This is a genomic window from Arsenicibacter rosenii (assembly GCF_001870735.1).
Taxonomy (GTDB): Bacteria; Bacteroidota; Bacteroidia; order Cytophagales; family Spirosomataceae; genus Arsenicibacter; species Arsenicibacter rosenii.
Genome location: NZ_MORL01000003.1, coordinates 365,981 through 389,431 on the forward strand (window position 1 = coordinate 365,981; position 23,451 = coordinate 389,431).

23 protein-coding genes are annotated in these 23,451 nt (G+C 52.6%); 15 read left to right on the forward strand and 8 right to left on the reverse strand.

Annotated features, from left to right (window positions below):
* Positions 1-8 precede the first annotated feature (8 nt).
* From BLX24_RS08380 to BLX24_RS08400, 5 genes are all read left to right on the forward strand, one after another.
* Positions 9-1,262 carry a metal-dependent hydrolase family protein gene (locus BLX24_RS08380; RefSeq protein WP_071502659.1) on the forward strand — a complete coding sequence of 418 codons (1,254 nt, stop codon included), beginning with the start codon at positions 9-11 and terminating at the stop codon, positions 1,260-1,262.
* Between the two features lie 253 nt (positions 1,263-1,515).
* A complete protein-coding gene (locus BLX24_RS08385) occupies positions 1,516-1,950 on the forward strand; it encodes a PadR family transcriptional regulator (protein WP_071502660.1) in 435 nt (144 codons plus the stop codon).
* A gap of 29 nt (positions 1,951-1,979) precedes the next feature.
* Positions 1,980-4,547 carry a PspC domain-containing protein gene (locus BLX24_RS08390; protein WP_071502661.1) on the forward strand — a complete coding sequence of 856 codons (2,568 nt, stop codon included), beginning with the start codon at positions 1,980-1,982 and terminating at the stop codon, positions 4,545-4,547.
* A gap of 136 nt (positions 4,548-4,683) precedes the next feature.
* Complete coding sequence (locus BLX24_RS08395; RefSeq protein ID WP_071502662.1) at positions 4,684-5,544, forward strand: Rpn family recombination-promoting nuclease/putative transposase; 861 nt, start codon at positions 4,684-4,686, stop codon at positions 5,542-5,544.
* A gap of 126 nt (positions 5,545-5,670) precedes the next feature.
* Complete coding sequence (locus tag BLX24_RS08400; RefSeq protein WP_071502663.1) at positions 5,671-5,919, forward strand: hypothetical protein; 249 nt, start codon at positions 5,671-5,673, stop codon at positions 5,917-5,919.
* A 75-nt stretch (positions 5,920-5,994) separates the two neighbouring features.
* Here the strand turns inward: BLX24_RS08400 and BLX24_RS08405 are convergent, their stop codons facing one another.
* Entirely contained in the window at positions 5,995-7,203 is a 1,209-nt protein-coding gene (locus BLX24_RS08405) for a class I SAM-dependent rRNA methyltransferase (RefSeq protein WP_071502664.1), read from the reverse strand.
* Between the two features lie 217 nt (positions 7,204-7,420).
* Between BLX24_RS08405 and BLX24_RS08410 the strand changes: the two genes are divergently transcribed.
* Positions 7,421-8,263, forward strand: coding sequence for a sugar phosphate isomerase/epimerase family protein (locus tag BLX24_RS08410; RefSeq protein WP_071502799.1), 843 nt, complete (start codon positions 7,421-7,423; stop codon positions 8,261-8,263).
* A 183-nt stretch (positions 8,264-8,446) separates the two neighbouring features.
* On the opposite strand, the gene menB is transcribed toward BLX24_RS08410, so the two are convergent.
* Entirely contained in the window at positions 8,447-9,271 is an 825-nt protein-coding gene (menB, locus tag BLX24_RS08415; protein ID WP_071502665.1) for a 1,4-dihydroxy-2-naphthoyl-CoA synthase, read from the reverse strand.
* Between the two features lie 79 nt (positions 9,272-9,350).
* Positions 9,351-9,809 (reverse strand): DUF2452 domain-containing protein, encoded by a 459-nt coding sequence (locus BLX24_RS08420; protein ID WP_071502666.1) that lies wholly within the window; start codon positions 9,807-9,809, stop codon positions 9,351-9,353.
* A gap of 106 nt (positions 9,810-9,915) precedes the next feature.
* On the opposite strand from BLX24_RS08420, the gene BLX24_RS08425 reads away from it, so the two are divergent.
* Together BLX24_RS08425 and BLX24_RS08430 are read left to right on the forward strand one after the other, a co-directional pair.
* On the forward strand, positions 9,916-10,362 hold the full coding sequence (locus BLX24_RS08425) for a QcrA and Rieske domain-containing protein (protein ID WP_071502667.1): 447 nt from the start codon (positions 9,916-9,918) through the stop codon (positions 10,360-10,362).
* A 6-nt stretch (positions 10,363-10,368) separates the two neighbouring features.
* Positions 10,369-11,445 (forward strand): AMP-binding protein, encoded by a 1,077-nt coding sequence (locus BLX24_RS08430; protein WP_071502668.1) that lies wholly within the window; start codon positions 10,369-10,371, stop codon positions 11,443-11,445.
* A gap of 36 nt (positions 11,446-11,481) precedes the next feature.
* On the opposite strand, the gene metF is transcribed toward BLX24_RS08430, so the two are convergent.
* Genes metF through BLX24_RS08445 form a run of 3 tightly spaced genes read right to left on the reverse strand, consistent with a single transcriptional unit; the run spans position 11,482 to position 14,243 of the window.
* On the reverse strand, positions 11,482-12,441 hold the full coding sequence (gene metF, locus BLX24_RS08435) for a methylenetetrahydrofolate reductase [NAD(P)H] (RefSeq protein WP_071502669.1): 960 nt from the start codon (positions 12,439-12,441) through the stop codon (positions 11,482-11,484).
* A 12-nt stretch (positions 12,442-12,453) separates the two neighbouring features.
* A complete protein-coding gene (locus tag BLX24_RS08440) occupies positions 12,454-13,272 on the reverse strand; it encodes a phosphatase PAP2 family protein (RefSeq protein ID WP_229201736.1) in 819 nt (272 codons plus the stop codon).
* Positions 13,269-14,243: a nitrilase-related carbon-nitrogen hydrolase gene (locus BLX24_RS08445; protein WP_310590775.1), complete on the reverse strand. Its 975-nt coding sequence runs from the start codon at positions 14,241-14,243 to the stop codon at positions 13,269-13,271. The genes BLX24_RS08440 and BLX24_RS08445 overlap by 4 nt, the downstream gene beginning before the upstream one ends.
* A 218-nt stretch (positions 14,244-14,461) precedes the next feature.
* On the opposite strand from BLX24_RS08445, the gene bshB1 reads away from it, so the two are divergent.
* Positions 14,462-15,181 (forward strand): bacillithiol biosynthesis deacetylase BshB1, encoded by a 720-nt coding sequence (gene bshB1, locus BLX24_RS08450; protein ID WP_071502670.1) that lies wholly within the window; start codon positions 14,462-14,464, stop codon positions 15,179-15,181.
* A 129-nt stretch (positions 15,182-15,310) separates the two neighbouring features.
* Positions 15,311-16,228, forward strand: a complete 918-nt coding sequence (locus BLX24_RS08455) for an LEA type 2 family protein (protein WP_071502671.1) — start codon at positions 15,311-15,313, stop codon at positions 16,226-16,228.
* Between the two features lie 66 nt (positions 16,229-16,294).
* On the opposite strand, the gene BLX24_RS31625 is transcribed toward BLX24_RS08455, so the two are convergent.
* Positions 16,295-17,683: an MFS transporter gene (locus tag BLX24_RS31625; RefSeq protein ID WP_083421862.1), complete on the reverse strand. Its 1,389-nt coding sequence runs from the start codon at positions 17,681-17,683 to the stop codon at positions 16,295-16,297.
* A gap of 258 nt (positions 17,684-17,941) precedes the next feature.
* Between BLX24_RS31625 and BLX24_RS08470 the strand changes: the two genes are divergently transcribed.
* The 5 genes from BLX24_RS08470 (at position 17,942) to BLX24_RS08490 (ending at position 22,666) form a co-directional block, all read left to right on the forward strand.
* Complete coding sequence (locus tag BLX24_RS08470; protein ID WP_071502672.1) at positions 17,942-19,078, forward strand: Gfo/Idh/MocA family protein; 1,137 nt, start codon at positions 17,942-17,944, stop codon at positions 19,076-19,078.
* Between the two features lie 226 nt (positions 19,079-19,304).
* Positions 19,305-20,450, forward strand: a complete 1,146-nt coding sequence (locus BLX24_RS08475) for a Gfo/Idh/MocA family protein (RefSeq protein WP_071502673.1) — start codon at positions 19,305-19,307, stop codon at positions 20,448-20,450.
* 55 nt (positions 20,451-20,505) lie between these two features.
* The gene (locus BLX24_RS08480) at positions 20,506-20,880 is read left to right on the forward strand and encodes a four helix bundle protein (RefSeq protein ID WP_071502674.1); all 375 of its coding nucleotides are present in this window, start codon (positions 20,506-20,508) and stop codon (positions 20,878-20,880) included.
* 40 nt (positions 20,881-20,920) lie between these two features.
* Positions 20,921-21,973, forward strand: a complete 1,053-nt coding sequence (locus BLX24_RS08485; protein ID WP_071502675.1) for a sugar phosphate isomerase/epimerase family protein — start codon at positions 20,921-20,923, stop codon at positions 21,971-21,973.
* Between the two features lie 159 nt (positions 21,974-22,132).
* Positions 22,133-22,666 carry a dihydrofolate reductase family protein gene (locus BLX24_RS08490; RefSeq protein ID WP_071502676.1) on the forward strand — a complete coding sequence of 178 codons (534 nt, stop codon included), beginning with the start codon at positions 22,133-22,135 and terminating at the stop codon, positions 22,664-22,666.
* A gap of 57 nt (positions 22,667-22,723) precedes the next feature.
* Here BLX24_RS08490 and BLX24_RS08495 read toward each other — a convergent pair whose 3' ends face one another.
* A complete protein-coding gene (locus BLX24_RS08495; protein ID WP_071502802.1) occupies positions 22,724-23,332 on the reverse strand; it encodes a hypothetical protein in 609 nt (202 codons plus the stop codon).
* Positions 23,333-23,451 lie beyond the last annotated feature (119 nt).

Genomic DNA, 23,451 nt, shown 5'->3' on the forward strand with positions numbered 1-23,451 from the left:
AACCTTATATGAAAACACTTCTCACTTACCTGATCTGTTGGCTGACCCTTGGGTCACTATGTGCGCAACCTGCCCTGTTACTCCGTCCCGACCGCGTTTTCGACGGGGAAGTCATGCATGAAGCGTGGGACGTGTTGGTACGCGGCAACCGGATAGAGGCCGTCGGACAGGCCGGTTCACTAAAAGCCGGGGACGCCCGGTTTATTGACCTGAAAGGCACCACCCTGCTGCCCGGCATGATCGAAGGGCATTCGCATTTACTTTTACACCCCTATAATGAAGTTGCCTGGGACGATCAGGTTCTCCGCGAAGCCCGCAGCGAACGGGTTGCCCGCGCCACCGTACACGCCCGAAACACCCTGCTCGCCGGCTTCACGACCGTCCGTGATCTGGGTACCGAAGGGGCCGACTACGATGATGTGGGCCTCAAACAAGCCATTAACAAAGGAGTCATTCCCGGACCACGGATGGTTGTGGCTACCCGCGCCCTGATTGCGACCGGCAGTTATGCGCCAAAAGGTTTTAGTCCCGACATCACCGTGCCGCAGGGTGCCGAGGAGGCCGACGGCCACGATGCGCTTATTCAGGCGGTACGGCGGCAGATTGGCAAGGGAGCGGATGTGATAAAGGTCTACGCCGACTACCGCTGGGGGTTGATGGCCGACGCACGGCCTACGTACACGCTCGACGAGCTCAAACTGATTGTGGAGATTGCCAAAAGCAGCGGACGGGGCGTAGTAGCCCATGCCGGTACAGCCGAGGGCATGCGACGTGCCATTCTGGCCGGTTGCGAAACCCTGGAGCACGGCGACGCCGGAACACCCGAAATTTTCGCGCTGATGAAGCAGCACGGCACGGCACTCTGCCCTACCCTGGCCGCCGGTGATGCCATTACGCAGTACAGGGGCTGGAAAAAAGGCGTCGATCCGGAGCCGGAGCGCATCAAACAAAAACGGGCGACGTTTAAACAAGCCCTCGACGCAGGGGTAACTATTTGCGCCGGCGGCGATGTCGGGGTGTTTACCCACGGTGATAATGCCCGTGAACTGGAGATGATGGTCGATTACGGTATGAAACCCCTTGAGGTACTAAAATCCGTGACCTCGACCAACGCCGATGTCTTTCACCTGACCGACCGGGGCCGCATCAAAACCGGTCTGCTGGCCGATCTGGTAGCCGTTGAAGGCAACCCGTTACAGACCATTAACTCCCTGAAAAAAATCAGGTTAGTTCTTAAAGGCGGTGATGACGTTAAACCCTGATCCGGGCTGAAAATAATCATCCGGATTTCAAGCCACTCAACCCACATTATGACCGGTCATCCAATGTCGGTCATCTTTTTCACCAAAGTACCTTGCATTGCAAAGTACCTTATACTACCTTTGACCCAGTAAACAACAGATAACTTTGAACCAATTGCGATTGTGTGATTGAGCGATTGTGTGAAATGTACGCGCAAATCAATCACAATTCACTCAATCACACATTCACTAAATTTTTAATCCCCGTAAGCATATGAACATAGAGAACGCACAGGTGCAAATGCGGAAAGGAATCCTGGAATTCTGCATTCTGCACATTATCTCACGGGGCGAGGTGTATGCCTCCGACATGCTGGACGAACTAACGTCAGCCCGGATCATGGTCGTGGAAGGCACGCTCTACCCGCTCCTGACCCGACTCAAAAATGCCGGGTTGCTTGATTATAAATGGGTGGAATCTACTTCCGGGCCACCTCGTAAATACTACGTCCTGACCGAACTTGGCCGCACGTCGCTGGAGGCGCTCAATGCTACGTGGCTCGAACTATCGGCCTCAGTACATGCCATTATCGACAAGACGGATCAACACAAATCGGCCACCAACGGGCATGCTGACGTTGCAGAAAGCACTTCTCCATCCGATCAGGATCAGCCTTTATCTCCTGACGAACCGGCTTCCCTCAACTAACCTAAACGCCTGAAAACGAACGTAGAGTCATGAAAAAGACCATTTCGATAAACATTAGTGGCGTCATCTTTCACATTGAAGAAGACGGTTACGACAAACTTAAAAACTACCTGGCGTCGATTCAGCAGTACTTTTCCGGTTACGAAGACAGTCAGGAAATTGTGACCGATATTGAAAATCGGATCGCCGAAAAACTATTAGCCAAACTCAAAGGCGACAAACATACAGAAGCGCGGCAGGCCGGGCCACGTTCGGCGATTACGCTGGACGACGTGAACGAACTCATCAAAGCCATGGGTACCGTCGCTGATTTTGAAGCCGTTGAAGAAGAAGAAGTATTTCTGGGCAAAGAGCAGGGAGCCGAGAGCAAAGCGCAGTATGCACAGAGCACAGGGCAGAGCGCACCGGGCACTACGCCTCCTAACCCTACGCCTAACGCACCGGGCACAACGCCTCCGCCACAGGGCCCGCGCCGGATTTTCCGCGATCTGCGCCGGAAAACGCTGGGTGGTGTAGCCTCCGGTCTGGCCCACTATTTCAACATCGACCCGGTATGGGTACGGCTGGTGATGGTCATTCTGGTTGTGGGTCTGCCACCGGTATTTGGCCCGCATGGCGGCGGTGAATTCTTCGGCAGCCTGGCCGGCTTTACGATTATTGCCTACATCGCGATGTGGGTTGCTTTTCCCGGCTCTGAAACGCTTGAGGAAGATAAGTCGGTGAAGAAGTTTTACCGCAACCCTGACGATAAAGTACTGGGCGGTATTGCTTCCGGTATTTCAGCCTATTTCGGTATTGACACCGGCGTTGTCCGGCTCCTGTTTGTACTTGGTATTGTCTTGTTCGGGGTCGGGTTTCTGGCGTACATTGTTCTCTGGATCATTTCTCCGGAAGCCAATACGCTGACCGAAAAAATGGAAATGAAAGGCCAGCCGATTACGCTTTCAAACATTGAAAGTAACGTAAAACGCAGCCTGAATATCAGCGAAACGGCCGAAGAAAATCCGGTAACGAAGCTGCTGCTGTTTCCCTTCCGGGCGATTGCGGTAGTGCTGACGGGTCTGGCCCGGGCTTTCGGTCCCTTTCTGAACGGTCTGGTGGCAGTCGTGCGGGTATTTGTCGGAGTCATTATGCTGATCATTTCGTTTGCTACCATGATTGCGTGTCTGGCCGCTGCCGGTGTGGCTCTGGGGGCCAACATGGGCGGTGATCTGGGTGATCTGGAATTCCCGCTCCGGCTGTTCCGTCAGGACATCGGTACGCCAATGGTACTGGCGGCGCTGGTGGCGGCTATCCTGCCGTGTCTGGCCCTCGGTATTGTCGGCCTGATGCTGATTGCCAAACGGAGCCTGATCAGCGCACGTGCAGCGCTTACCCTGCTGGGCATCTGGATTCTGGCCCTGGTTGTTACATCGGCTACCGTTACGCCGCTGGTGGCCAACTTCCGCCGGGAAGCTACGGTTGAAGAAGAGAAACTGCTGAACATTCCGGTAGCCGTCCCTACGTTCGATATCAACGATGTTGATTCGGATTATGACCAGCGCCCGAACATCGAGCTGATGGGCTACGACGGAACACAGTATAAATTAATACAGCGCTTTGAGGCACACGGCCGTAGCCGCGCCGATGCCGAAGCCAACGCCCGGACGATCCGCTACAATTACGTACAGCGGGACTCCGTACTTCGCTTCGACGATGATATTGAGCTGACAGCCAATGCCCCGTTCCGCGATCAGGAACTACACATGGAGCTCTACATTCCGTATGAAAAACCCTTCCGGATGACCAAGGACTTTGCTTATTTCATCCGTAACGAGTTTGGCAACAAGGAACTGGAACGCATGTCGGAAAGCCTCTGGAAGTTTACCAAAGCCGATGGGCTGGTGTGTATCAACTTCCCGCGCGAACGCAACGACAATTATGACAACGACGATAACGACGATTTGGGCGACGTAGCCGATGACGTTCAGAATGCGATCGACAGTGAATTAGGCGACGATTTCGACCGTCAGGGCGATCATAGCCGTCAGTTTGATGCCCGCAACTTTACCGACATTGATGCTTCCGGCGCTTTTGTGATCCGTCTGCAAAAAGGAGATTCGTTTAAGATCATTGCCGACGGCCGCGAAAAAGACATGGACGACCTGCGGGTGGAAACCGAAGGCGGGGTATTGAAGGTATCGATGAAACGCGGCAAGCTCTTTAACTGGAACAACGCCCGGGCGGTTGGCCTGACGATCACGATGCCGACCGTAAAAGGCATGAAACTCACCGGTGCCTCACGGGCCAGCCTGACCGGTTTCGGCCGCCTGAATGATCTCGACATCGACCTGACCGGTGCCAGCCGCGTTGTAGCCGATGCCGATGTAAATGCCCTCAAACTGAATCTGACCGGTGCGTCAAAAGCTACGCTGCGCGGCCGTGCTGAAAGTCTGGACGCTGATCTGAGCGGCGCCTGCCGCCTCGACGCGACTGACATGACAATCAACCGCGCCAACATCGACGCCAACGGGGCCAGCCATGCTGAGCTGGGTACGGTTACGAATCTGGACACCGAAACCTCGGGCGCCAGCCGCGTAACCCGCCGCAATCAGTAAGATAACGCTTATCAAACGCCTCCGGCCTGTTGCGGGCCGGAGGCGTTTTTTTGTGGGGGTATCTTTGCAGAGGAAAGACGTAACTTTCCGGACAATAGCTGTCAAAAGCGTAACTTTGACCAAAACGCGCAAACGTATGTCTACGCAAAATCTGCTGATCCGCTTTGACTGGGCGATGAAACGGCTGCTCCGGCAAAAATCAAACCATGCCATTCTGGAGGGCTTTCTTTCCGAACTGCTGCGCGATGATATTAAAATCGAGCAAATCCTCGAGAGTGAATCGAATCAGGATACTGGTGATGATAAATTTAACAGGGTTGACATTCTGGCATTAAATGCCCGGCAAGAGTTGATCATCATCGAAGTACAGAATAGCCGCCAGGTCGATTATTTCCAGCGGATGTTATATGGTGTGTCAAAAGCCACGATTGAACATTTATCTGTAGGTGAACCTTACCGTAATATCAAAAAAGTCTATTCCGTCAATATCGTTTATTTTGACCTCGGACAAGGGCAGGATTATGTTTATCATGGCAAAACCGAATTCATCGGTCTTCACAACGGTGACACGCTGAGTTTGTCTGACAGACAAAAGGAGCTATTTGAAAAAGATGCGTTGTTCCGGCTGTTTCCGGAATACTATGTACTTAAAATCAACAACTTCAATAATAAAGCCCATGACTCACTGGACGAATGGATTTATTACCTGAAAAATAATGAGATACCGCAGGGGGCAAGTGCCCGCGGGCTTAAGGAAGTTGACGCATTTTTGCGTGTACAAGCCCTTACTGATGCTGATCGTGCTGACTATTACCGCCAAATGGAAAACCGTCGTCTGGAAGTCAGTCTTCTGGATACGGCCCGTATAGAAGGACGCGCGCTGGGAGAAAAAGAAAGTAAAGAGGAAATTGCCCTGAAAATGAAACACAAAGGTTTTGATAATAAGACCATCGCCGATCTTACAGGGCTGTCAGAAGGAGACGTTGCCCATCTGTGATTAAAAATCCCCCCAACCGCACAGGAAATCACCAATGGCGTACCATCACTAATTTTCTGTGCGGTTTTTCTTTACACGGGCCGTGCTTTTTGCGTACTTTGTAATTCCCCAACGGACACAGCCGATATGCAACCAATCTACTTCGTTAACCTCCCCGCCCAGCAACAGCTTGATATGCTGTATTATAAGGGTAGCCTGCTGGCCAACCGCTACGGTGACCGGGATATTTTCCTGCTCTACAGCCTTAACGATTTCTTTGTAGAACTGCGCTACGACGGTTATACCAACCATATGCTACAGGCAACGGCATTCCGGGCCAACGACGAACGGCTCGAACAATACCTCCCCTACCTGGCACCGATTGACCTCGAATAAGTGCTGATCAACCCAACCAGAAAGCCCCCGCTGTCTCTCGATAACGGGGGCTTTGCATTTGATAACTTATGGGTTCTATTCTACCCAGAGCACAAGCCCTTTCAGATAACCGCCTTCCGGATGAAACAGGCTGACAGGATGATCGGCGGGCTGACTCAGATGGTGCAGTACGCGCACCTGCCGACCGGCCTCAATCGCCGCTGCCACAACCGTGTTATAAAACAACCCGCGGTCGACCACCTGCGAACAGGAGAATGTAAACAGGATACCACCCTTCGCCACACGCTTCAGCCCTTCGGCATTTAAGCGTTTGTAGCCCTGCACCGCCCGATGCTTCGCCGACAGGCTTTTGGCGTAGGCGGGCGGGTCAAGCACAACCACATCGTATTGCTGGTTATGGGCTTTGAGGTACTTCATCACGTCTTCTGCATAGGCCTCGTGTGTCGTAATCTCTCCGAAATTGGCCGCCACGTTGCGGTTGGTCAGGTCAATCGCTTTCTGCGATACATCGACCGAATGCACCTGCGCCGCACCGGCTTTCAGGGCATACACCGAAAAACCGCCTGAATAGCAGAACGCATTCAGCACCTGTTTACCTGACGCATACCGTGCCAGCAACGCGCGGTTGTCGCGCTGATCAAGGAAAAAGCCGGTTTTCTGGCCCGTCACCCAGTCAATCAGGAACGTGTGACCGTTTTCCTGCACGGCATGCGGCGTGTCGCAGTGGCCAAACAAAAAGCCGTTCTGCACCGTCTGTCCGTACTTATCGGGCAAGGTCTCAGCGCTTTTATCATAAATCGCTTTCAGCTCCGTACCAAACACCCGTTGCAACGCTTCGACAATCACATCGCGGTCGCGGTGCATACCAATCGAGTGCGCCTGAAACACGGCCACTCCGTTGTACATGTCGATTACCAGGCCCGAACAGCCATCGCCTTCGCCGTGAACAAGCCGGAAACAGTTGGTATCGCCCATGGCCGAGCCCGGTGCAAAAATCCCCCGCCGTACCTCCAGAATCCGGCTCAGCTTCCCGGTCCAGTAATCAACGTCAGGCACGATGCGTCCGCCGTCGATGCTGCCAAACGAAAACAACCGGACAGCGATGCTGCCATCGTGGTAATGGCCCATGCCGATGTAGTTGCCGTGGCGGTCGAGTACTTCTACACAGATACCATCGGCCAGATCGCCGTCGTAGCGACCGATTGCTCCCGAAAACACCCAGGGATGAAACCGCCGGACCGCTTCGTCGCGGCCCTTTTGTAAATATATTTTTGCCTGCTGCATTACGCGTTTTTCCAAAAAGAACGCAAAGTTAACGACACATTACCAGATCACTATACTACCAGCCGAATATCGGCGTTGAGATACGGGATAAATCTGCCGGCCCACACACACATATTGGGGTCTGAAGCGCAGGCAAAATTAGCCGGAAGTGCTCATAAACCGGAGATTGTTCCGTTCTTTGCAGTGAATACATTAACCTTTACAACGCTTTATGCAGATTAATCGACGCGATTTTCTTGTTCGGGCCGGTTTGTTTACCGCCGGTGCCGTTACCCTTACCCACACCACATCACTGGGTGGTACCTTTAACGATTTTGGCCTTCAGTTATACAGTGTGCGGGACGTGTTGCCGAAAGACCCTAAGGGCATCATGACCCAACTGGCACAGATGGGCTACAAGAAATTTGAAAGCTACGGCGGCCCGCAGGGGTTCCTGTGGGGTATGTCGCCGAAAGAAATCCGGTCGTTTCTGGACGGCTTGGGCGTGAAAATGGTCAGTACACACTTCGACATGAACAAAGACCTCGACAAGAGCATTGCCGATGCGAAGGAAGCCGGTCTGTCGTACCTGTTGTGCCCGTATATCGGGCCGCAGAAGTCAATGGATGACTGGAAACGCATTGCCGAAAAATTCAATACGGTCGGCGAGCAGGTGACAAAAGCAGGCCTGAAGTTTGGCTACCACAACCACGACTATTCGTTCAAAACGCTTGACGGTCAGCTGCCACAGGAGTATCTGCTGGAAAACACAAATCCTAAAAACGTGATGTTTGAGCTGGATATGTGCTGGATTGATGCCGCCGGTCAGGACCCGATTGCGCACCTGCGGAAGTATGGTAAGCGCTACGAACTATGCCACATTAAAGATTATAACCGGACGGGGAACAAGATCACCCAGAGCGATCTGGGCAAAGGCCAGGTGAATTACAAGGCGATTCTGGCCTACGCAAAAGACTTCACCAACATTAAGCACTATCTGGTGGAGCAGGAAGAATATCCTGAGTCGTCAATGATCAGCCTCAAAAACGACGCTGAGTACATGAAAAAACTGACGGTCTAGTACTGTGATTATCATGATTGAATGACTGACTATGATTATTGACTGTGATTAAAGTGATTTCGCAGATGAACATGATTTTTGAAAGCCTTTTTTAATCTCTTTAAAATTCATAGTCTATCAGCGTAATCAAAAAAATCATAGTCAGTAATCATAGTCAGTCATTCAATCATTCAAATCATAGCCCTAGGGGAATTTCGGGAATTTGCTGAAGTCCGGTTTCCGCTTCTCCAGGAATGCGTTTTTACCTTCTTTCGCTTCCTCCGACAGGTAGTACAGCAAGGTCGCATCACCGGCCAGCTGCTGAATACCAGCCTGTCCGTCAAGCTCGGCGTTGAAAGCAGCTTTCAGCATCCGGAGCGCAATCGGGCTCTTTTCCAGCATCTTCCGGCACCAGTCCAGCGTCACGTCTTCCAGCTGATCGAGCGGTACTACCTTGTTGACCAGCCCCATATCCAGCGCTTCCTGCGCATTGTACTGATCGCACAGATACCAGATTTCGCGGGCTTTCTTCTGACCAACCACCCGTGCCAGATACGACGCACCGAAACCACCGTCGAAGCTGCCCACTTTCGGGCCGGTCTGCCCAAAACGTGCATTTTCGGCTGCAATGGAGATGTCGCATACCACGTGCAGTACGTGACCGCCACCGATGGCATAACCCGCCACCATGGCAATCACCGGCTTCGGAATCCGGCGGATCTGCATCTGCAGGTCCAGTACGTTCAGGCGGGGCACCTGATCTTCGCCGATATAACCGCCGTGACCACGCACCGACTGATCGCCGCCGCTACAGAAGGCATCGGGGCCTTCGCCGGTCAGAATCACCACGCCCACGCGCTCGTCCTGCCGCGCCAGCTCCATCGCTTCCGACATCTCCCTGACCGTCAGCGGCGTAAATGCATTACGTTTGTGCGGGCGGTTGATGGTGATTTTGGCAACGCCTTCAAAAAACTCGAATTTAATCTCGCGGTATTCCTTAATCGGTTCCCAGGGATATTTGCTCGTCATATTGAGTGAATTGTGATTGAGCGAACGAGTGAGTCGTGAATGAGAGCGGTATAATTCGCTCATTCACTAAATCACCCAATCACTCATTAGTATAATCTGTTTCGTGATAAAATACGTCCCAGGTGTGGTCGGCCATCATGCGGACAGTCGCGACGCAGCGCTCGAAGGGGAACTTACGCCCCCACTCGTTCGGCGCAATCATCGATAACACATCGGTTCCGTTTTTGCGCTGGTAAAAGTAATAGGTTTGGCCTACAATCGGCTCAAACCCCATCTGGGCATTGTAGATGCGCTCAGATACCTCTACCCGGTTCCGGATCGCCGTTGCCTGCTCGGCCAGAAGCTGCATCTGTTTGTAAAGCTGAGCCAGCTGAAGGTCAGTCTGTTCGCGCATGGCCGTTACGGCACGGCCTTTAATTTTGCCCTTATCTTCCGGCTTGATCACGGCGCTACCCGCCGTATGTGCATACTCAAGCAAGCCCGGCGAATCAGTCACCTTGTCCGGTGAGATAGGATTTATAACTTTTGCTTCTTCCATACGTTACTGCTAAACAGTCCCGACCGGTGCTTTGTTCTGTTCCTGAAAAACAGACTTGCAAAACGCGTCAGGTTTAGTCATCTTGCTACAAAAATACATTACCCACATGGAAGCTACTACAACAACAATGGATCGTCACGAGTTTTTCCGGCTGGTAGGCACCAGTGTCGGAGCCATAATGCTGTCACGCTGTCTGGCAGGCTGTACCAAAAGCAACGGGGCCGACCCCACACCGGCGGGTGCGGTAGACTTTACCATCAGCCTGAACGACAACAAATATGCAAACCTGAATCAGAAGGGAGGCTATGTGTATAATAACGGGGTCATTATCGCCCGTACGCAGGCGGATCAGCTGATTGCCGTGTCGTCAGCCTGTACGCATGAGGGGACACTGATTACGTTCCAGAGCGCCAGCAACCGCTTCTACTGCGCTAACCACGGCTCGGCGTTTGACACGGAGGGCAAAGTCCTGAACAGCCCCGCTACCCGTGCCCTGACGAAATATAACGTTCTGGCAGACAAAACAGCCGGATCAGTACGGGTGTATAGCTAGTAAAGTATGTTCCTCCCTCCCGATCCGGCCCGATGGCCCGCGCCCGCAACCGCCTACGAAGCCGAAGCCATCCGCTTCTGCGAAGCCTGGCTGAGCGGGCAGGATATATTTGTGCTGCATACCTCAGGCTCAACCGGCACACCCAAACCGATCAGCCTTACCCGCACACAGATGCAGGCAAGTGCACACCTTACCGGCCAAACCTTCGGGCTACAGGCCGGTGATCACGCCCTGGTATGCCTCAACGTCCGGTACATTGCGGGGGTAATGATGCTCGTGCGCGGACTGGAACTTGGCCTGCCGATGACCATTCTCGAACCGTCGGGTAACCCGCTGAATGGGCTGCATCCGGCCATTCCGTTTGCCTTTACTGCCCTGGTACCCTTACAACTACAGACAATTCTGGAACAGCAGGACGAGACGCAACTGGCTATCCTGAACAGCATGAAAGCCATTCTGGTGGGTGGGGCGGCAACGGGACCGGCGCTGGAACAGGCCCTGCAAGTCATTACCGCACCGGTCTTCGCTACGTATGGCATGACCGAAACCGTTTCTCATATTGCCATCCGCCAACTCAACGGCCCGCAGGCAACCGACTATTTCACGGCCCTGACCGGCGTAGAGATCGGTACCGACGACCGAGACTGCCTGCACATTACGGCTGCTGCCAGCAATTTTGAGCGGGTACAAACCAATGATGTTGTTGAGTTTCTGACCGATCCGCCCTACCGTACCTTCCGCATCATGGGTCGCGCCGATTCGATCATCAACAGCGGGGGTGTTAAGATTCAGCCCGAAAAAGTAGAACGGATCATCCAGGAGCAACTGGCAACACACGGGCTGAATCCACGGCTGTTTGTGGCCGGTATCCCCGACGAACGGTTGGGCCAGCAACTGGTAGCGGTTGTAGAAGGAATACCGGTACCGGATGATGTCTGGCAGGCGGTGCAGCAGGCCATACGCGGACAGCTTGGCCCCTATCATGTGCCTAAACAAATCATTTGTGCCGACCGGTTTGCCGAAACCCCGACCGGCAAAATTGACCGGAAGCAAACGGTAGCACAGGTAACCGGCCAGGCGTAAAAACGGCCTGACGGTGAGCGTCAGGCCGGTGTATGATCAGAAAATGGCACCTGCCACTTTCATAATATTATCAGATTTCCCCATGGTGTAGAAGTGCAGCACCGGTGCACCACCGGCCACCAGTTCGCGGCATTGCTGGATACACCATTCAATCCCGGCTTCGCGGGCCTGCGCATCGCTCTCGCAGGCTTCGACCGACTTTACCAGGTCTTCAGGCAGGTCGAGGTGAAAAATACGCGGTAATACACTCAGTTGCTTCCGTGTGCTCAACGGCTTCAAGCCCGGAATAATCGGAATGGTGATGCCCATTGACCGGCATTTGTCGACAAAGTCAAAGTACTTCTGATTATCGAAAAACATCTGTGTGACGATATAGTCAGCGCCTTTCTCCACTTTGTGTTTGAGGTACTGCATGTCGGTCTCGAAGTCGATGGCTTCGAGGTGCTTTTCGGGATAAGCGGCTACCCCGATACAGAAATTGCTCGGTGCCAGCGCCGTTTCGCCTTCGTGCAGATACGATCCGTGATTCATGTTCACCACCTGTTCAACCAGTTCACTGGCGTAGGAATAACCGTTGTCTTTCGGTTTAAAGGTGTTGAAGGGTTTAGCCGGATCACCACGCAGGACCAGCACATTATCGATGCCAAGGTAATGCAGATCAATCAGAAAGTCTTCGGTTTCGTCGCGGGTAAAGCCGCCGCACAACACATGCGGCACCGGATCGACGGTGAAGCGGTGCATAATGGCCGAACAGATACCGACCGTTCCGGGACGTTTCCGGGTGATGATGCGTTTGATGGTTCCGTCGGGCATCGGCCGTTCGATATACTCCTCACGGTGATAGGTTACGTCGATAAACGGCGGCTTAAATTCCATCAACGGTTCTATGTTGTCCAGCAGATTTTTCAGGTTATCCCCCTTAATCGGCGGAATGACCTCAATCGAAAAAATAGGCTTGCCGTTGGCGTTACGGATATGTTCGGTAATTTTTGTCATCGCGCCGCAAAGTTAACGATAAACCGGCACGTAGCGCACATAGACGCCACTCGCCTGCCCGTTTGCCCACGGCGCTACTGATAATTGCCGTTTGCCGGTCCGCTGGTGCAGCTTAGGCACGACCCAACCGATCACTGACCCGAATGCCGCGCCAACCACCAGGTCGGCCGGAAAGTGCTGACCCGCCTTATAGCGAAGCAACCCCGTTCCGGTCGCCAGCACCAGCGATCCGCCCCATACCAACGGCTTCAGGCGTGAGTCGGGATGCAGGTGGCTGAATACGGTCGACGCAAAGACCGCCGCCGCAAACGCATTGGACGTATGACCCGAAAAAAACGACCGCCGGGCATCTTTACCCGTTTTCACCGACAGAGCCACGTCAGGATTGTAAACATACGGCCGCGTTTCCTGAGCTATGTTTTTTACCGTTCGCTGAATACCGTTCGTGAGCAGGGCCGTTTCCAGAAACATGACCGGGATGATCGCCCGGCCTTTCTGCCGGAGCGTTGGTAAGGCCACCAGCCCCGCCACACCGACCGTACCGACAAAGGTCAGATCGCTTAGCTGGTCGGCGGTGGGCGACCATTGGTAGGCTGCTCCACGGTTGATACCCGCCAGTTGCGAACGCTGTAAGGCCTGAATAGCCTGTGGCGTCAACGGATCCAGCGTCTGACCGGCCACCAGGGAGGCGATACCGCTTGCCGCTCCCACCCCGAATAACACTACCTCACGACTGGTCTTCAGCCGGTATACCGAATCAATCTGCTGGGCCTTTACGGGCACCATCAGCCAAAGGCACAGCAGCCAGAGGCACAATAATCTGATTTTCAAAATACTTCTTTTTTCAATTTGTCAATAGAAGCCTGCTGTGTCCGGACAAAATGGTTGCGTTCAGCCACTTCTGACAGCAGGGTATTGGGTGGATAAACCGAATGGCGGGCATAGCTTTCGGCATACAGCTCAAAGCGCTGGCGGGCCAGCAGATTGCCCTGCCCCGTTCGCTGGCGCTGAATCCGTAAGGCGTTCAGGTCAATGTCGGCATGGGCGGCCAGACTTTCGCCTGCACCTGCTTCGGCCAGGATCTGCCCGCGTGGATCGATCACCACAGAACTGCCCCCGTAGGTTTGTTCCGGCAACAGGCCGCCGGTAGAACCAGCCGCATTGGCAGAGACCACATAAGCCATGTTTTCGGCCGCACGCGCCAGCTTTGCCACGCGCCGCGATGTCAGCTGCGGACTGGCTATATCGGCCGTACTGTGCAACAGTACCTCTGCTCCACGCATGGTCAGGCAGCGGGCCACTTCCGGATAAGCCATGTCTTCGCCCGAAATACAGGCCAGGTTACCGATGTTGGTTTTAACAACGGGAAAAATGGAATCATAACCGTACGCTTCCAGGTAATAGGCCCAGACGTCGTGTGGTGTCGGTGAATAGGCCGAATTCAGTTGCCGGTAGCGCAGCATGAGGTCGCCGTTTGGCCCCATGATGAAGCTTGTTTTGAAATACAGATCCGGAAAGTGCGGGTCAGTTTCGTATACGTTGCCGGAAAAATAAATCTGTAGGCGCTGCACCATACCGCTGATGGCTTCATACACACGACCGTCAATTTCGAGGGCCGCTTTGTCGCGCCATTCAACCAAGGTCTCGGTCAAGGGCGTACCGGTCAGGAAGTTTTCCGGCATCACCACCAGCGTGACATCACGCCCGATATGGTCAATACTAGCCGACAGCTGTCGTTCAATCTGGTCAAGTGAAGCCAGCATAATGGCCTCTGCGTCGTCCCGGTCCGAACTTGCGTTCACCGTCCGACAGTTTGTCTGCAATGCAAGGGCTTTATACATGATGATAGTGAAGGTGAGCGATAAGTTCATCCTTACCGCAAACATAAAGAACTTCCTTTGCCCGTTTATGGTTTTCTGGTTGTTTTAGCGCAAACAATTAGCTATCTACCGGAGCGTGTGCGTGTTGCTTAAAGCGACCCCACTCTTTCGCTCTTTCTGTCTTTCACTCTTTACGTAGCATGAAAGTTGATGTACTCTGCATAACCGCTCACCCCGACGACACCGAGATGAGCGCCGGCGGCACCATTCTTTCCCTGATTGAACAGGGGAAAACCGTGGCAGCTGTTGACCTGACGCGTGGTGAACTAGGTACGCGCGGCACCCCCGAAATCCGGTTACAGGAAGCCGCTGCGGCCAGTGAGATTCTGGGGCTGGCAGCCCGCGAGAACATGGGATTCCGGGATGGCTTTTTCCGTAACGACGAAGCGCACCAAATGGCGCTGATTCCGGTTATCCGCCATTTTCAGCCCGAAATCGTGCTCACCAATACCCTGGAAGACCGTCATCCTGACCATGGCCGGGCAGCCGAACTGGTATACGATGCCTGTTTTTACTCCGGCCTGCGTCAGATCAAAACAACCGGCCGCGATGGGCAGCCACAGCCCGAATGGCGACCGAAATACGTCTATAACATGATTCAGGACTGGTCGCTGAAACCAACTTTTGTCGTTGATATTTCGACATACTGGGATCAGAAACGGGCGTCGGTGGCCGCCTACAAAAGCCAGTTTTACGACCCGAACAGCGGCGAGCCGGAAAGCTATATTTCCAGTAAAGCGTTCTGGGAGTTTCTGGAGGCCCGGGCCGAGGAATACGGCCACATGATCGGTGCTAAATACGGCGAAGGTTTCGTCAGCCGCCGTATGCTCGGCGTTAAAGACATATTCCAGTTGTTTTAGTTATGTAGTTGCGGATGAGAGGCCACTAAGGCTGTAAGACGGAAAGGGGCACAAAGAAAAAACGTTGTGCCCCTTTGGTTTTCTGCGTCTTTGTGATCTCAAATCCGTTTAACGATAACAAACAACGTTATGAAGAAAGGATGGTTCATTGCCATTGGCTTGTTGCTGGTGGGTGGTATACTTGCGTTTATCTGGTACCGGCAACAGGTTAAAGAGGCAGATAAAGAACCATACGGTACGGCTCTGAAACCACGCCTTGAACTGAGTTCCTGGGAAGTTACGGATGTTGATGCCGATGTGGTTAAAGTAAAAGGCAAACTCCTTATCGATAATCCGCTGCCCGTTGGCTTTAAGGCCCGGCGCATGTACTTTGAGTTTCTGATCGATTCTACGGTGGTCTCCCGAGGCGACTATCCCCAAACCATTGCCGTTGAGCCCTCCGATTCATCGACCGTTACGCTTCCCGTTGAGGTGCCGCTGAAACCACTGGAAAACAAGCTGAAATACCTTTACGAAAACAACATCGACAGTGTCGTCTACACCGTCCGTACCCGCTTTGATCTGGATGTACCGATTCTCGGCAACCGCACCTTTACCGACACCATCAACCGAAAGCTGCCCACCGTTTTTATTCCGACGATGCAGATCGAACGGGTAAAGATCGGTAAGGTCGGGCTGAACGAATCGGAACTGGCGATGAACGTATCGGTCGGTAACCGCAACGCCTTCCCTATCCGCTTTTTCGATACCCGTTACGTAGTTTCTGTGGACGGGAAAGAGGTTGCGGAAGGCTACCAGCCCGATTCAATTCTGATCGAAAAACAATCGACAACACCGGTTGTGCTGCCCCTCACCCTGAAACCCGGCACCTTGCTGGGCCTGACCGGAAAAATGCTGTTCGACAAAAAAGATACGCCGATGCGGGTCCTGTTTCACTGCAAAATCATTGACCGGGAAGGCAATAACCTGTTCAGAGACAGTAAAATGACGATGCAGATCGAAGGCACCATGGATGAGTTCATGAAAGCCGCCCGACAGCTCAAATAACAATCGGGGTTGACCACCGTTTGCGTTTGCAACCGGCAATCAACCCCGATCCGGAGTATTTATGACTTACAGCTGTGGCTGTTTAGCCAGTGTTTTTTCGTCAGCGTGACCTGCTTTTTTGTTGCGCATCCAGATGAACAGGATCGTAAACGCAACAATCAGGATGATCGGGAATGTGGTCATTTTTACCAGCGTGGCCTGACCGGCAGCCAGTTCGAGGGCATCACCCGCTAAACCGGTTGTCGCTTTTTCAGCACGTTCGGCATCAATCCAGCCACCGATGATTGGCTGGAAAATCGACGTCGAGAACATACCCACACCGCCGATGATCGACATGCCTAATGCGCCTGAAGCAGGGATACGCTCAGCAACGAAACCAACCATTGTCGGCCAGAAATAACATACGCCGACGGCGAAAAAGATCGCCGCCACATACGCCATGGCACCGGTTTGTGTACTGAACAGGTAGATACCGATCGTAGCAAAAACGGAGCCGCCCAGCAATACGCCTGTCTGGTCAAGCTTATGAATGATTGGCCCACCGAAGAAACGGCCAACCGCCATAATACCGGTAGTTAACGCAAGGATGATCAACGGCTGTGCGCCCGACTTGCTCATAATCAGACCTACCCACTGCTGAGGACCGAACTCTGAGATGGCAGTAAAGGCCATGCAGCAGAACATAAACAGGAACAAGCCGCCAAAATACAGATAAACACCTACCAGCGCAGATACCAGCGCTACGACGTTTGTTGTCAGACGGAGCGTGTCCGAGAGAGAAATCCAGTCAAAATCATTCGCCAGTTTTAACATGAAACAGGCAGCCGCCAGTATAAGTGCACCTTTTGCAATGCCCGATGACGTAAGTTGCTGGGTTGACGTTGCGGCGTTGGCGCTTGGGAATGTCTGACCGAAGAACAGGAAAGCGTATACAATCGTCGGAACCATAATGATCCAGATCTGCGCCTGCCACGGTAGGTTCAGGTTCTCAGGACCCATGAAAAGTGAGATCAGGCTACCCAATACGATACCACCAGGGAACCACATGTGAAACCGGTTCAGCATCTTGTTCATTTTCTCGCCGGAATACATATCAGCAATCATAGGGTTACAGGCTGCTTCTGTACAGCCATTACCGATACCGATAAACAGGGTAGAAATAAGCAGTGTAGAGTACCCTCCGGCAAAAATGGTCAACAAAATACCGAGTGTGTGGCAAACAAACGCCACGTTCATGATAATTTTCGGCCCGACTGAGTGGTAAATGATACCGCCAACAATCATCGAGATCGGGAAGCCCAGGAACCACATTGAGTTGATGAAACCCAACTGCTCGGCCGACAGTCCGAAGTCGGTACCAAGCTGCGGCAGGATACCCGCCCGGATACTGAATGAGAACGCGGTTGTAATGAGCGCAAAACAGCTCGCGTTGAACAAACGTGTTTGGTTAATCATGTGAATAAGCTGAAGGGGTTAATGGGAAAATGATCAACAAAAGAAAGAAACCATCACGAATAAATTACTAAACCTAATGGCCAAACCGTGCAAAATTTCCGTAAAAAAAGTAAAATAACTAATTTTCGGGTCATAAAATCGGCAGGAATCGCTACCTTTTCGGCCGATTTTACACTTTGGTCTCCAACTAACTTCTTAACTCCCGTCTAACGGGCTGATCACAATCAGATAATTAACGCTATGCACAGAAAATTGCGTATGGGTATGGTTGGTGGCGGTCTTGATGCCTTTATCGGCGCCGTTCACCGCCGGGCAGCGGGCTTCGACAATGAAATCGAGCTCGTTTGCGGCTGCTTTAGCCAGTCACCCGACAAATCAAAAGCAACAGGCCACGCCCTGTACCTGCCCGAAGATCGTGTCTACTCCAGCTATGAAGAAATGATTCTTCGCGAGAAGGAGCTGCCGGAGGGCGAACGCATGGATTTTATCTCCATCGTGACACCGAACCACATGCACTTTCCGCCGGCAAAAATGGCCCTCGAAAACGGCTTCCACGTGATCTGTGACAAGCCGATGACCCTGAATCTGGCCGAGGCCAAAGAACTGGTTGGTATCGTTGAAAAATCGGGGCTTGTCTTCGGTCTGACCCACAACTATACCGGCTACCCGATGGTGAAGGAAGCCCGCGATATGGTACGGAGCGGTAAGCTCGGCAAAATCCGGAAGGTGGTTGTGGAATACCCGCAGGGCTGGCTGTCGAAATACGAAGAAGGCAACGACTACAAGCAGGCGATCTGGCGGACAGACCCCTCGAAATCGGGTGCCGCCGGCTGTATGGGCGACATCGGTACGCACGCCGAAAACCTCGCTGAATACATCACAGGCTTACAGATTGAAGAGCTTTGCGCCGACCTGACCACGTTCGTACCGGGCCGTCTGCTCGACGATGACGGCAACGTGCTGCTGCGCTTCCAGGACGGAGCCAAAGGCGTGCTGCATGCCAGTCAGATCAGCAACGGCGAAGAAAACTCCCTGAAAATTTACGTGTACGGCGAGCTGGGTGGCCTTGAGTGGCACCAAATGGAGCCGAATACGTTGAAATACAAAACGCAGGAAGGTCAGCGCCTGATCCGTCCGAACGTGGGCGATCTGTCGGCGTCGGCCAAAGCGCACTGGCGGATGCCGTCGGGTCACCCGGAAGGGTTCTTCGAGGCCTTTGCGAACCTGTACCGCAACTTCGCTTTCGCGGTTAAGGCGCACATGAACGGTCAGCAGCCTGACCCGGTCTATGATTTCCCGGATGTATATGACGGCGTGCGGGGTCTGGCGTTCATCGACACCGTTATCGCGTCGTCGCAGGACGACACGACGAAGTGGACGAAGTTTAAAGAGTAAAAGAGCGAAAGCGTGAAAGAGCGGGTTGGTCAGCGTTCTTTCACGCTTTCACTTTTTTGATTGCATTTTTATCATCTAATCCAAATAGCGAGTGATGGTAAATGTGTGAAGGACATTTCCGTTTATTAGTTGCTATTATGAGTAGTAATCAGGCTATCTGTACATTTTAGCAAGTAATACTGAAACGCTCTTTCACTCTTTCACCCTTTCACTCTTTTCATTACTCATGTCAAAAATTAAAGTTGGTGTTGTTGGTACAGGCTTTATCGGACCTGCACACATTGAAGCCCTCCGCCGTTTACCCAATGTCGAAGTAGCTGCTCTTTGCGAAGTAAGCCAGGAATTGGCCGAAGCGAAAGCCGCTCAGCTGGGTATCGCACGGGCGTACACGTTTGAAGAGCTGCTGAAGCAGGAAGACATTCAGGCGATTCATATCTGTACACCAAACTTCCTTCACTATTCGCAGTCGAAAGCCGCTCTGCTGGCCGGCAAACATGTGATCTGCGAAAAACCATTAGCCAAAGATTTAGCCGAAGCCGAAGAACTCGTACAACTGGCGGCCGAAACCGGTTTAGTCAATGCCGTGCACTTCAACCTGCGCTACTATCCGCTCGCCCGTCAGATGAAGGTGATGCGGGAAAAAGGCGACCTTGGCGAGGTGTATTCGATCATTGGTTCGTACCTGCAGGACTGGCTGTTCTACGAAACCGATTACAACTGGCGTCTGGAGCCGGACAAGTCAGGCGACTCCCGCGCGATTGCCGACATCGGTTCTCACCTGATGGATATCATCGAGTACATCACCGGCCTGAAAACGGTAGCGGTTATGGCCGACTTCAATACGATTCATAAAACACGGAAAAAGCCGCTGAAGCCGGTTGAGACTTACTCAGGCAAAATGCTGCAGCCGGAAGATTATGCAGACGTCCCGATCAATACCGAAGATCACGCCAACGTATTGCTGCGTTTCGACAACGGCAACCGGGGGGTCATTACCGTATCGCAGGTATCGGCGGGCCGCAAAAATCAGATGAAACTGGAGATTGCCGGCTCGAAGAAAACCTTTGCCTGGAACTCGGAAGCACCCAACGAGATGTGGATCGGTAACCGCGACGGCTACAACGAATCGCTGATGCGTGACCCGTCGCTGATGCATGCCGAAGCCCGTTCGGTAGTCTCATTCCCGGGCGGCCACAACGAAGGCTTCCCGGATACCTCGAAGCAGATGTTCAAGGAGGTTTATGAGGCCATTGCCGCCGGCAAGCAGCCCGAAAACCCGACATTCCCGACATTCGCCGACGGTTACCGCGAGCTGCTCATCTGCGAGAAAATCCTCGAATCCAACCGCAAACAGGCGTGGGTTGAGGTGTAATTAATGAGTGATTGAGCGAATGAGTGATTGAGTGCAGGCATCGTAACAAACGCACATGGAACAGCAACGACTTTCTAAAGGTGACTTTGCCGATGGCATAGAACAAAGACTAAAGACGTTTATGCTTCGAAATCTGCATGTGTTTCGTGCACTTCCCCAGGCATTCGACGCTCAACACTTCGGTAAACAGCTTGTGCGCTGCTCTTCATCTGCTGCGGCAAACTATCGCGCTGTTAGACGGGCAAGAAGCCGGAATGAGTTTTTTGCCAAACTCAGCATTGTTATAGAGGAGCTTGATGAATCACTTTTCTGGCTGGAAACTTTTGTTTTCGCCGGGATTATACCAGAAAACCGCTTGAGTGATTTAATGGATGAAGGTTCACAACTGCTGAAAATCCTTGCAAAGTCAAGAAGCAACAGCGGTGGTTAATGTTCACTCAATCACTCAATCACAACTCACTCAATACATCATGACAACACTAAAAGGTCCTGCCATATTTCTGGCGCAGTTTTTAGGGGATACGGCCCCATTTAATAGTCTGGAGTCCATTGCCAAATACATGGCCGACCTCGGCTATAAAGGCATTCAGATCCCGACCTGGGATCCGCGCATGATCGACCTGAAACAGGCGTCGGAAAGCAAAACGTATTGCGACGACTATAAAGGCAAGTTACTGGAGATCGGCGTCGAAATAACCGAGCTGTCAACCCACCTGCAGGGACAGCTGGTGGCCGTTCACCCAGCCTATGCGCCGATGTTTGCCGGTTTCGGCCCGGCCGAGCTGGCCAACAGCCCGAAAGAACAGCAAGCCTGGGCAACCGACCAATTGATCATGGCCGCTAAAGCCAGCCAGAACCTCGGCCTGACCTCGCACGTAACGTTCTCGGGAGCACTCCTGTGGCCGTTTATGTACCCGTGGCCGCAGCGGCCGGCGGGCCTGGTCGAAACAGGCTTTCAGGAACTGGGTCAGCGGTGGCTGCCGATCCTGAACGCGTTCGAAGACGCAGGCGTAAACGTTGGCTATGAGCTGCACCCGGGCGAAGACGTACACGACGGGGTCACGTTTGAGATGTTCCTCGACGCTGTGGGTGGCCACAAGCGGGCAGGTATCAACTATGATCCGAGCCACTTCGTATTGCAGTGCCTCGACTACCTGCAGTTCATCGACTTCTACCACGAGCGCATTTTCGCGTTCCACGTAAAAGACGCCGAGTTCAACCCGACGGGTAAGCAAGGTGTCTACGGTGGCTTCCAGGGATGGGTAGAGCGTGCCGGGCGATTCCGTTCACTGGGCGACGGTCAGGTTGATTTCAGCGGCATTTTCAGCAAGCTGGCACAGTACAATTACGATGGCTGGGCCGTTCTGGAATGGGAATGTGCCCTGAAACACCCCGAGCAAGGCGCGGCTGAAGGTGCTCCGTTCATCGCCGATCACATCATTCGTGTGACTGAGCGTGCATTCGACGACTTTGCCGGCACCGGTGCCGACGAAGCGTTCAACAAAAAGGTACTGGGTCTGTAAAACGGAATGTTATTCTGTTTGGGACAATACAAATGATCGGAATATCATTCCGTTCTATAGGGCTGCCGGTACAATGTTCCGGCAGCCTTTTTTTTACCCGCTTTCGTTACCTTATTTGTTCATTCTATCTTTGCACTTCAGTCAACAGGAGCAACAAATATGCAATCTTCCCGAAACGTAATTCTCTTCATTGCGATGAGCCTGGACGGCTATATCGCTACCCCAAACGATGGCCTTGAGTTTTTATCAATTGTCGAGCAGGAAGGCGAAGATTACGGCTATGGTGCGTTTGTGCAGGGCGTAGACACCGTCATTCTTGGCCGCAAAACCTATGATAAGGTGATGACCTTAGTGAGTGAGTTCCCGCATGCCAACAAAAACACCTACATCATCACGCGTACTCCACGCGAAGCCATTGGCTCAGTTCAATTTTATACCGGTAACCTAATCGAACTGGTCACCCGGTTAAAACAGGAAGCAGGTAAAGATATTTTTGTCGACGGAGGTGCTGAAGTTGTGCATGAGATGTTGACAGCCGGCCTGATTGACGAATTTTACATTTCTGTCATCCCGATTCTGCTGGGCGATGGTATCCCGCTATTTAAACCGGGGTTTGCCAAAACAAACCTGACACTGATCAGCGCTAAATCTTTTGAGAAGGGGCTGACGCAGCTGCATTACAAACGCAGTTAAAGATGTATGTAACACGTTCCATGCTTTAGTGCAGCCGCTAAGGCATGGTTTTGCGGGTCAAAACTGAATCCCTTCCTCCTCGACCAGAGCGGCCAGATTCAGGTCGATGCCGTTCAGTAACGTAACCGGCACGTCCCAGTTGTGGGTAATCCAGTGCGCATCACGGCCGGCCACCAATACCTTCCGGGGCTGTGTCGTAATCCAGATTACCTGCCCGACGCCAAACCCGAGCAGCTTCTCCGTTTTCTCGTACACATAACTTTGCTCCTTTGCAGCAAAGTCTCGTACATCTACCTGAACGTCTACATCAATGGTCATTTTAGGCGGCACCTGAAAACAAACATCCCCAAGCGTAAGGCCTTTTCTTTCAAAAACAGCAACGGCATTAACAAGAGAAGTATTTTGATCTAACCGGGTAATCACTCTGTTGGAGGCTAACAAATAGTTTCCACGATCAGGTAATGTCGCAAGCTTGCCAAGAATTACGGATACCAACGCTGCCTGTAATGAACTGCTTCCCATAATGGTTTCGGGAGTTCTCTGACCGGATAATACCTCTTTATAGCCCTTGTAGTACAGAGGGCGCCCGTTGAGCGTTTCGTAGATGAGTCCGGCCGGTATTTTTGACCGGCGACGGGGTTTGTTCTGAACGACAATTGTAGTCATGGCGCGCTTTGTTGTAAAAACGAATGTACTCATAAAACCCGTAACCGGCAATCCGGTTTTGCGGATAGCCCTGAAACAAGTAACCCCAGCCAAAATGGCTGGGGCTGCTTCATTACTAT

What these genes read in the sequence shown, in the direction of transcription:
- BLX24_RS08455 (WP_071502671.1), top strand. Translation starts at nt 15,311, where the DNA reads ATGAAGAAAGGATGGTTCATTGCCATTGGCTTGTTGCTGGTGGGTGGT.
- BLX24_RS08395 (WP_071502662.1), top strand. Translation starts at nt 4,684, where the DNA reads ATGTCTACGCAAAATCTGCTGATCCGCTTTGACTGGGCGATGAAACGG.
- BLX24_RS08405 (WP_071502664.1), bottom strand. Translation starts at nt 7,203, where the DNA reads ATGCAGCAGGCAAAAATATATTTACAAAAGGGCCGCGACGAAGCGGTC.
- BLX24_RS08495 (WP_071502802.1), bottom strand. Translation starts at nt 23,332, where the DNA reads ATGACTACAATTGTCGTTCAGAACAAACCCCGTCGCCGGTCAAAAATA.
- BLX24_RS08400 (WP_071502663.1), top strand. Translation starts at nt 5,671, where the DNA reads ATGCAACCAATCTACTTCGTTAACCTCCCCGCCCAGCAACAGCTTGAT.
- BLX24_RS08430 (WP_071502668.1), top strand. Translation starts at nt 10,369, where the DNA reads ATGTTCCTCCCTCCCGATCCGGCCCGATGGCCCGCGCCCGCAACCGCC.
- BLX24_RS08390 (WP_071502661.1), top strand. Translation starts at nt 1,980, where the DNA reads ATGAAAAAGACCATTTCGATAAACATTAGTGGCGTCATCTTTCACATT.
- BLX24_RS31625 (WP_083421862.1), bottom strand. Translation starts at nt 17,683, where the DNA reads ATGATTAACCAAACACGTTTGTTCAACGCGAGCTGTTTTGCGCTCATT.
- BLX24_RS08490 (WP_071502676.1), top strand. Translation starts at nt 22,133, where the DNA reads ATGCAATCTTCCCGAAACGTAATTCTCTTCATTGCGATGAGCCTGGAC.
- BLX24_RS08380 (WP_071502659.1), top strand. Translation starts at nt 9, where the DNA reads ATGAAAACACTTCTCACTTACCTGATCTGTTGGCTGACCCTTGGGTCA.
- BLX24_RS08385 (WP_071502660.1), top strand. Translation starts at nt 1,516, where the DNA reads ATGAACATAGAGAACGCACAGGTGCAAATGCGGAAAGGAATCCTGGAA.
- bshB1 (WP_071502670.1), top strand. Translation starts at nt 14,462, where the DNA reads ATGAAAGTTGATGTACTCTGCATAACCGCTCACCCCGACGACACCGAG.
- BLX24_RS08475 (WP_071502673.1), top strand. Translation starts at nt 19,305, where the DNA reads ATGTCAAAAATTAAAGTTGGTGTTGTTGGTACAGGCTTTATCGGACCT.
- BLX24_RS08425 (WP_071502667.1), top strand. Translation starts at nt 9,916, where the DNA reads ATGGAAGCTACTACAACAACAATGGATCGTCACGAGTTTTTCCGGCTG.
- BLX24_RS08470 (WP_071502672.1), top strand. Translation starts at nt 17,942, where the DNA reads ATGGGTATGGTTGGTGGCGGTCTTGATGCCTTTATCGGCGCCGTTCAC.
- BLX24_RS08480 (WP_071502674.1), top strand. Translation starts at nt 20,506, where the DNA reads ATGGAACAGCAACGACTTTCTAAAGGTGACTTTGCCGATGGCATAGAA.
- BLX24_RS08420 (WP_071502666.1), bottom strand. Translation starts at nt 9,809, where the DNA reads ATGGAAGAAGCAAAAGTTATAAATCCTATCTCACCGGACAAGGTGACT.
- menB (WP_071502665.1), bottom strand. Translation starts at nt 9,271, where the DNA reads ATGACGAGCAAATATCCCTGGGAACCGATTAAGGAATACCGCGAGATT.
- BLX24_RS08485 (WP_071502675.1), top strand. Translation starts at nt 20,921, where the DNA reads ATGACAACACTAAAAGGTCCTGCCATATTTCTGGCGCAGTTTTTAGGG.
- metF (WP_071502669.1), bottom strand. Translation starts at nt 12,441, where the DNA reads ATGACAAAAATTACCGAACATATCCGTAACGCCAACGGCAAGCCTATT.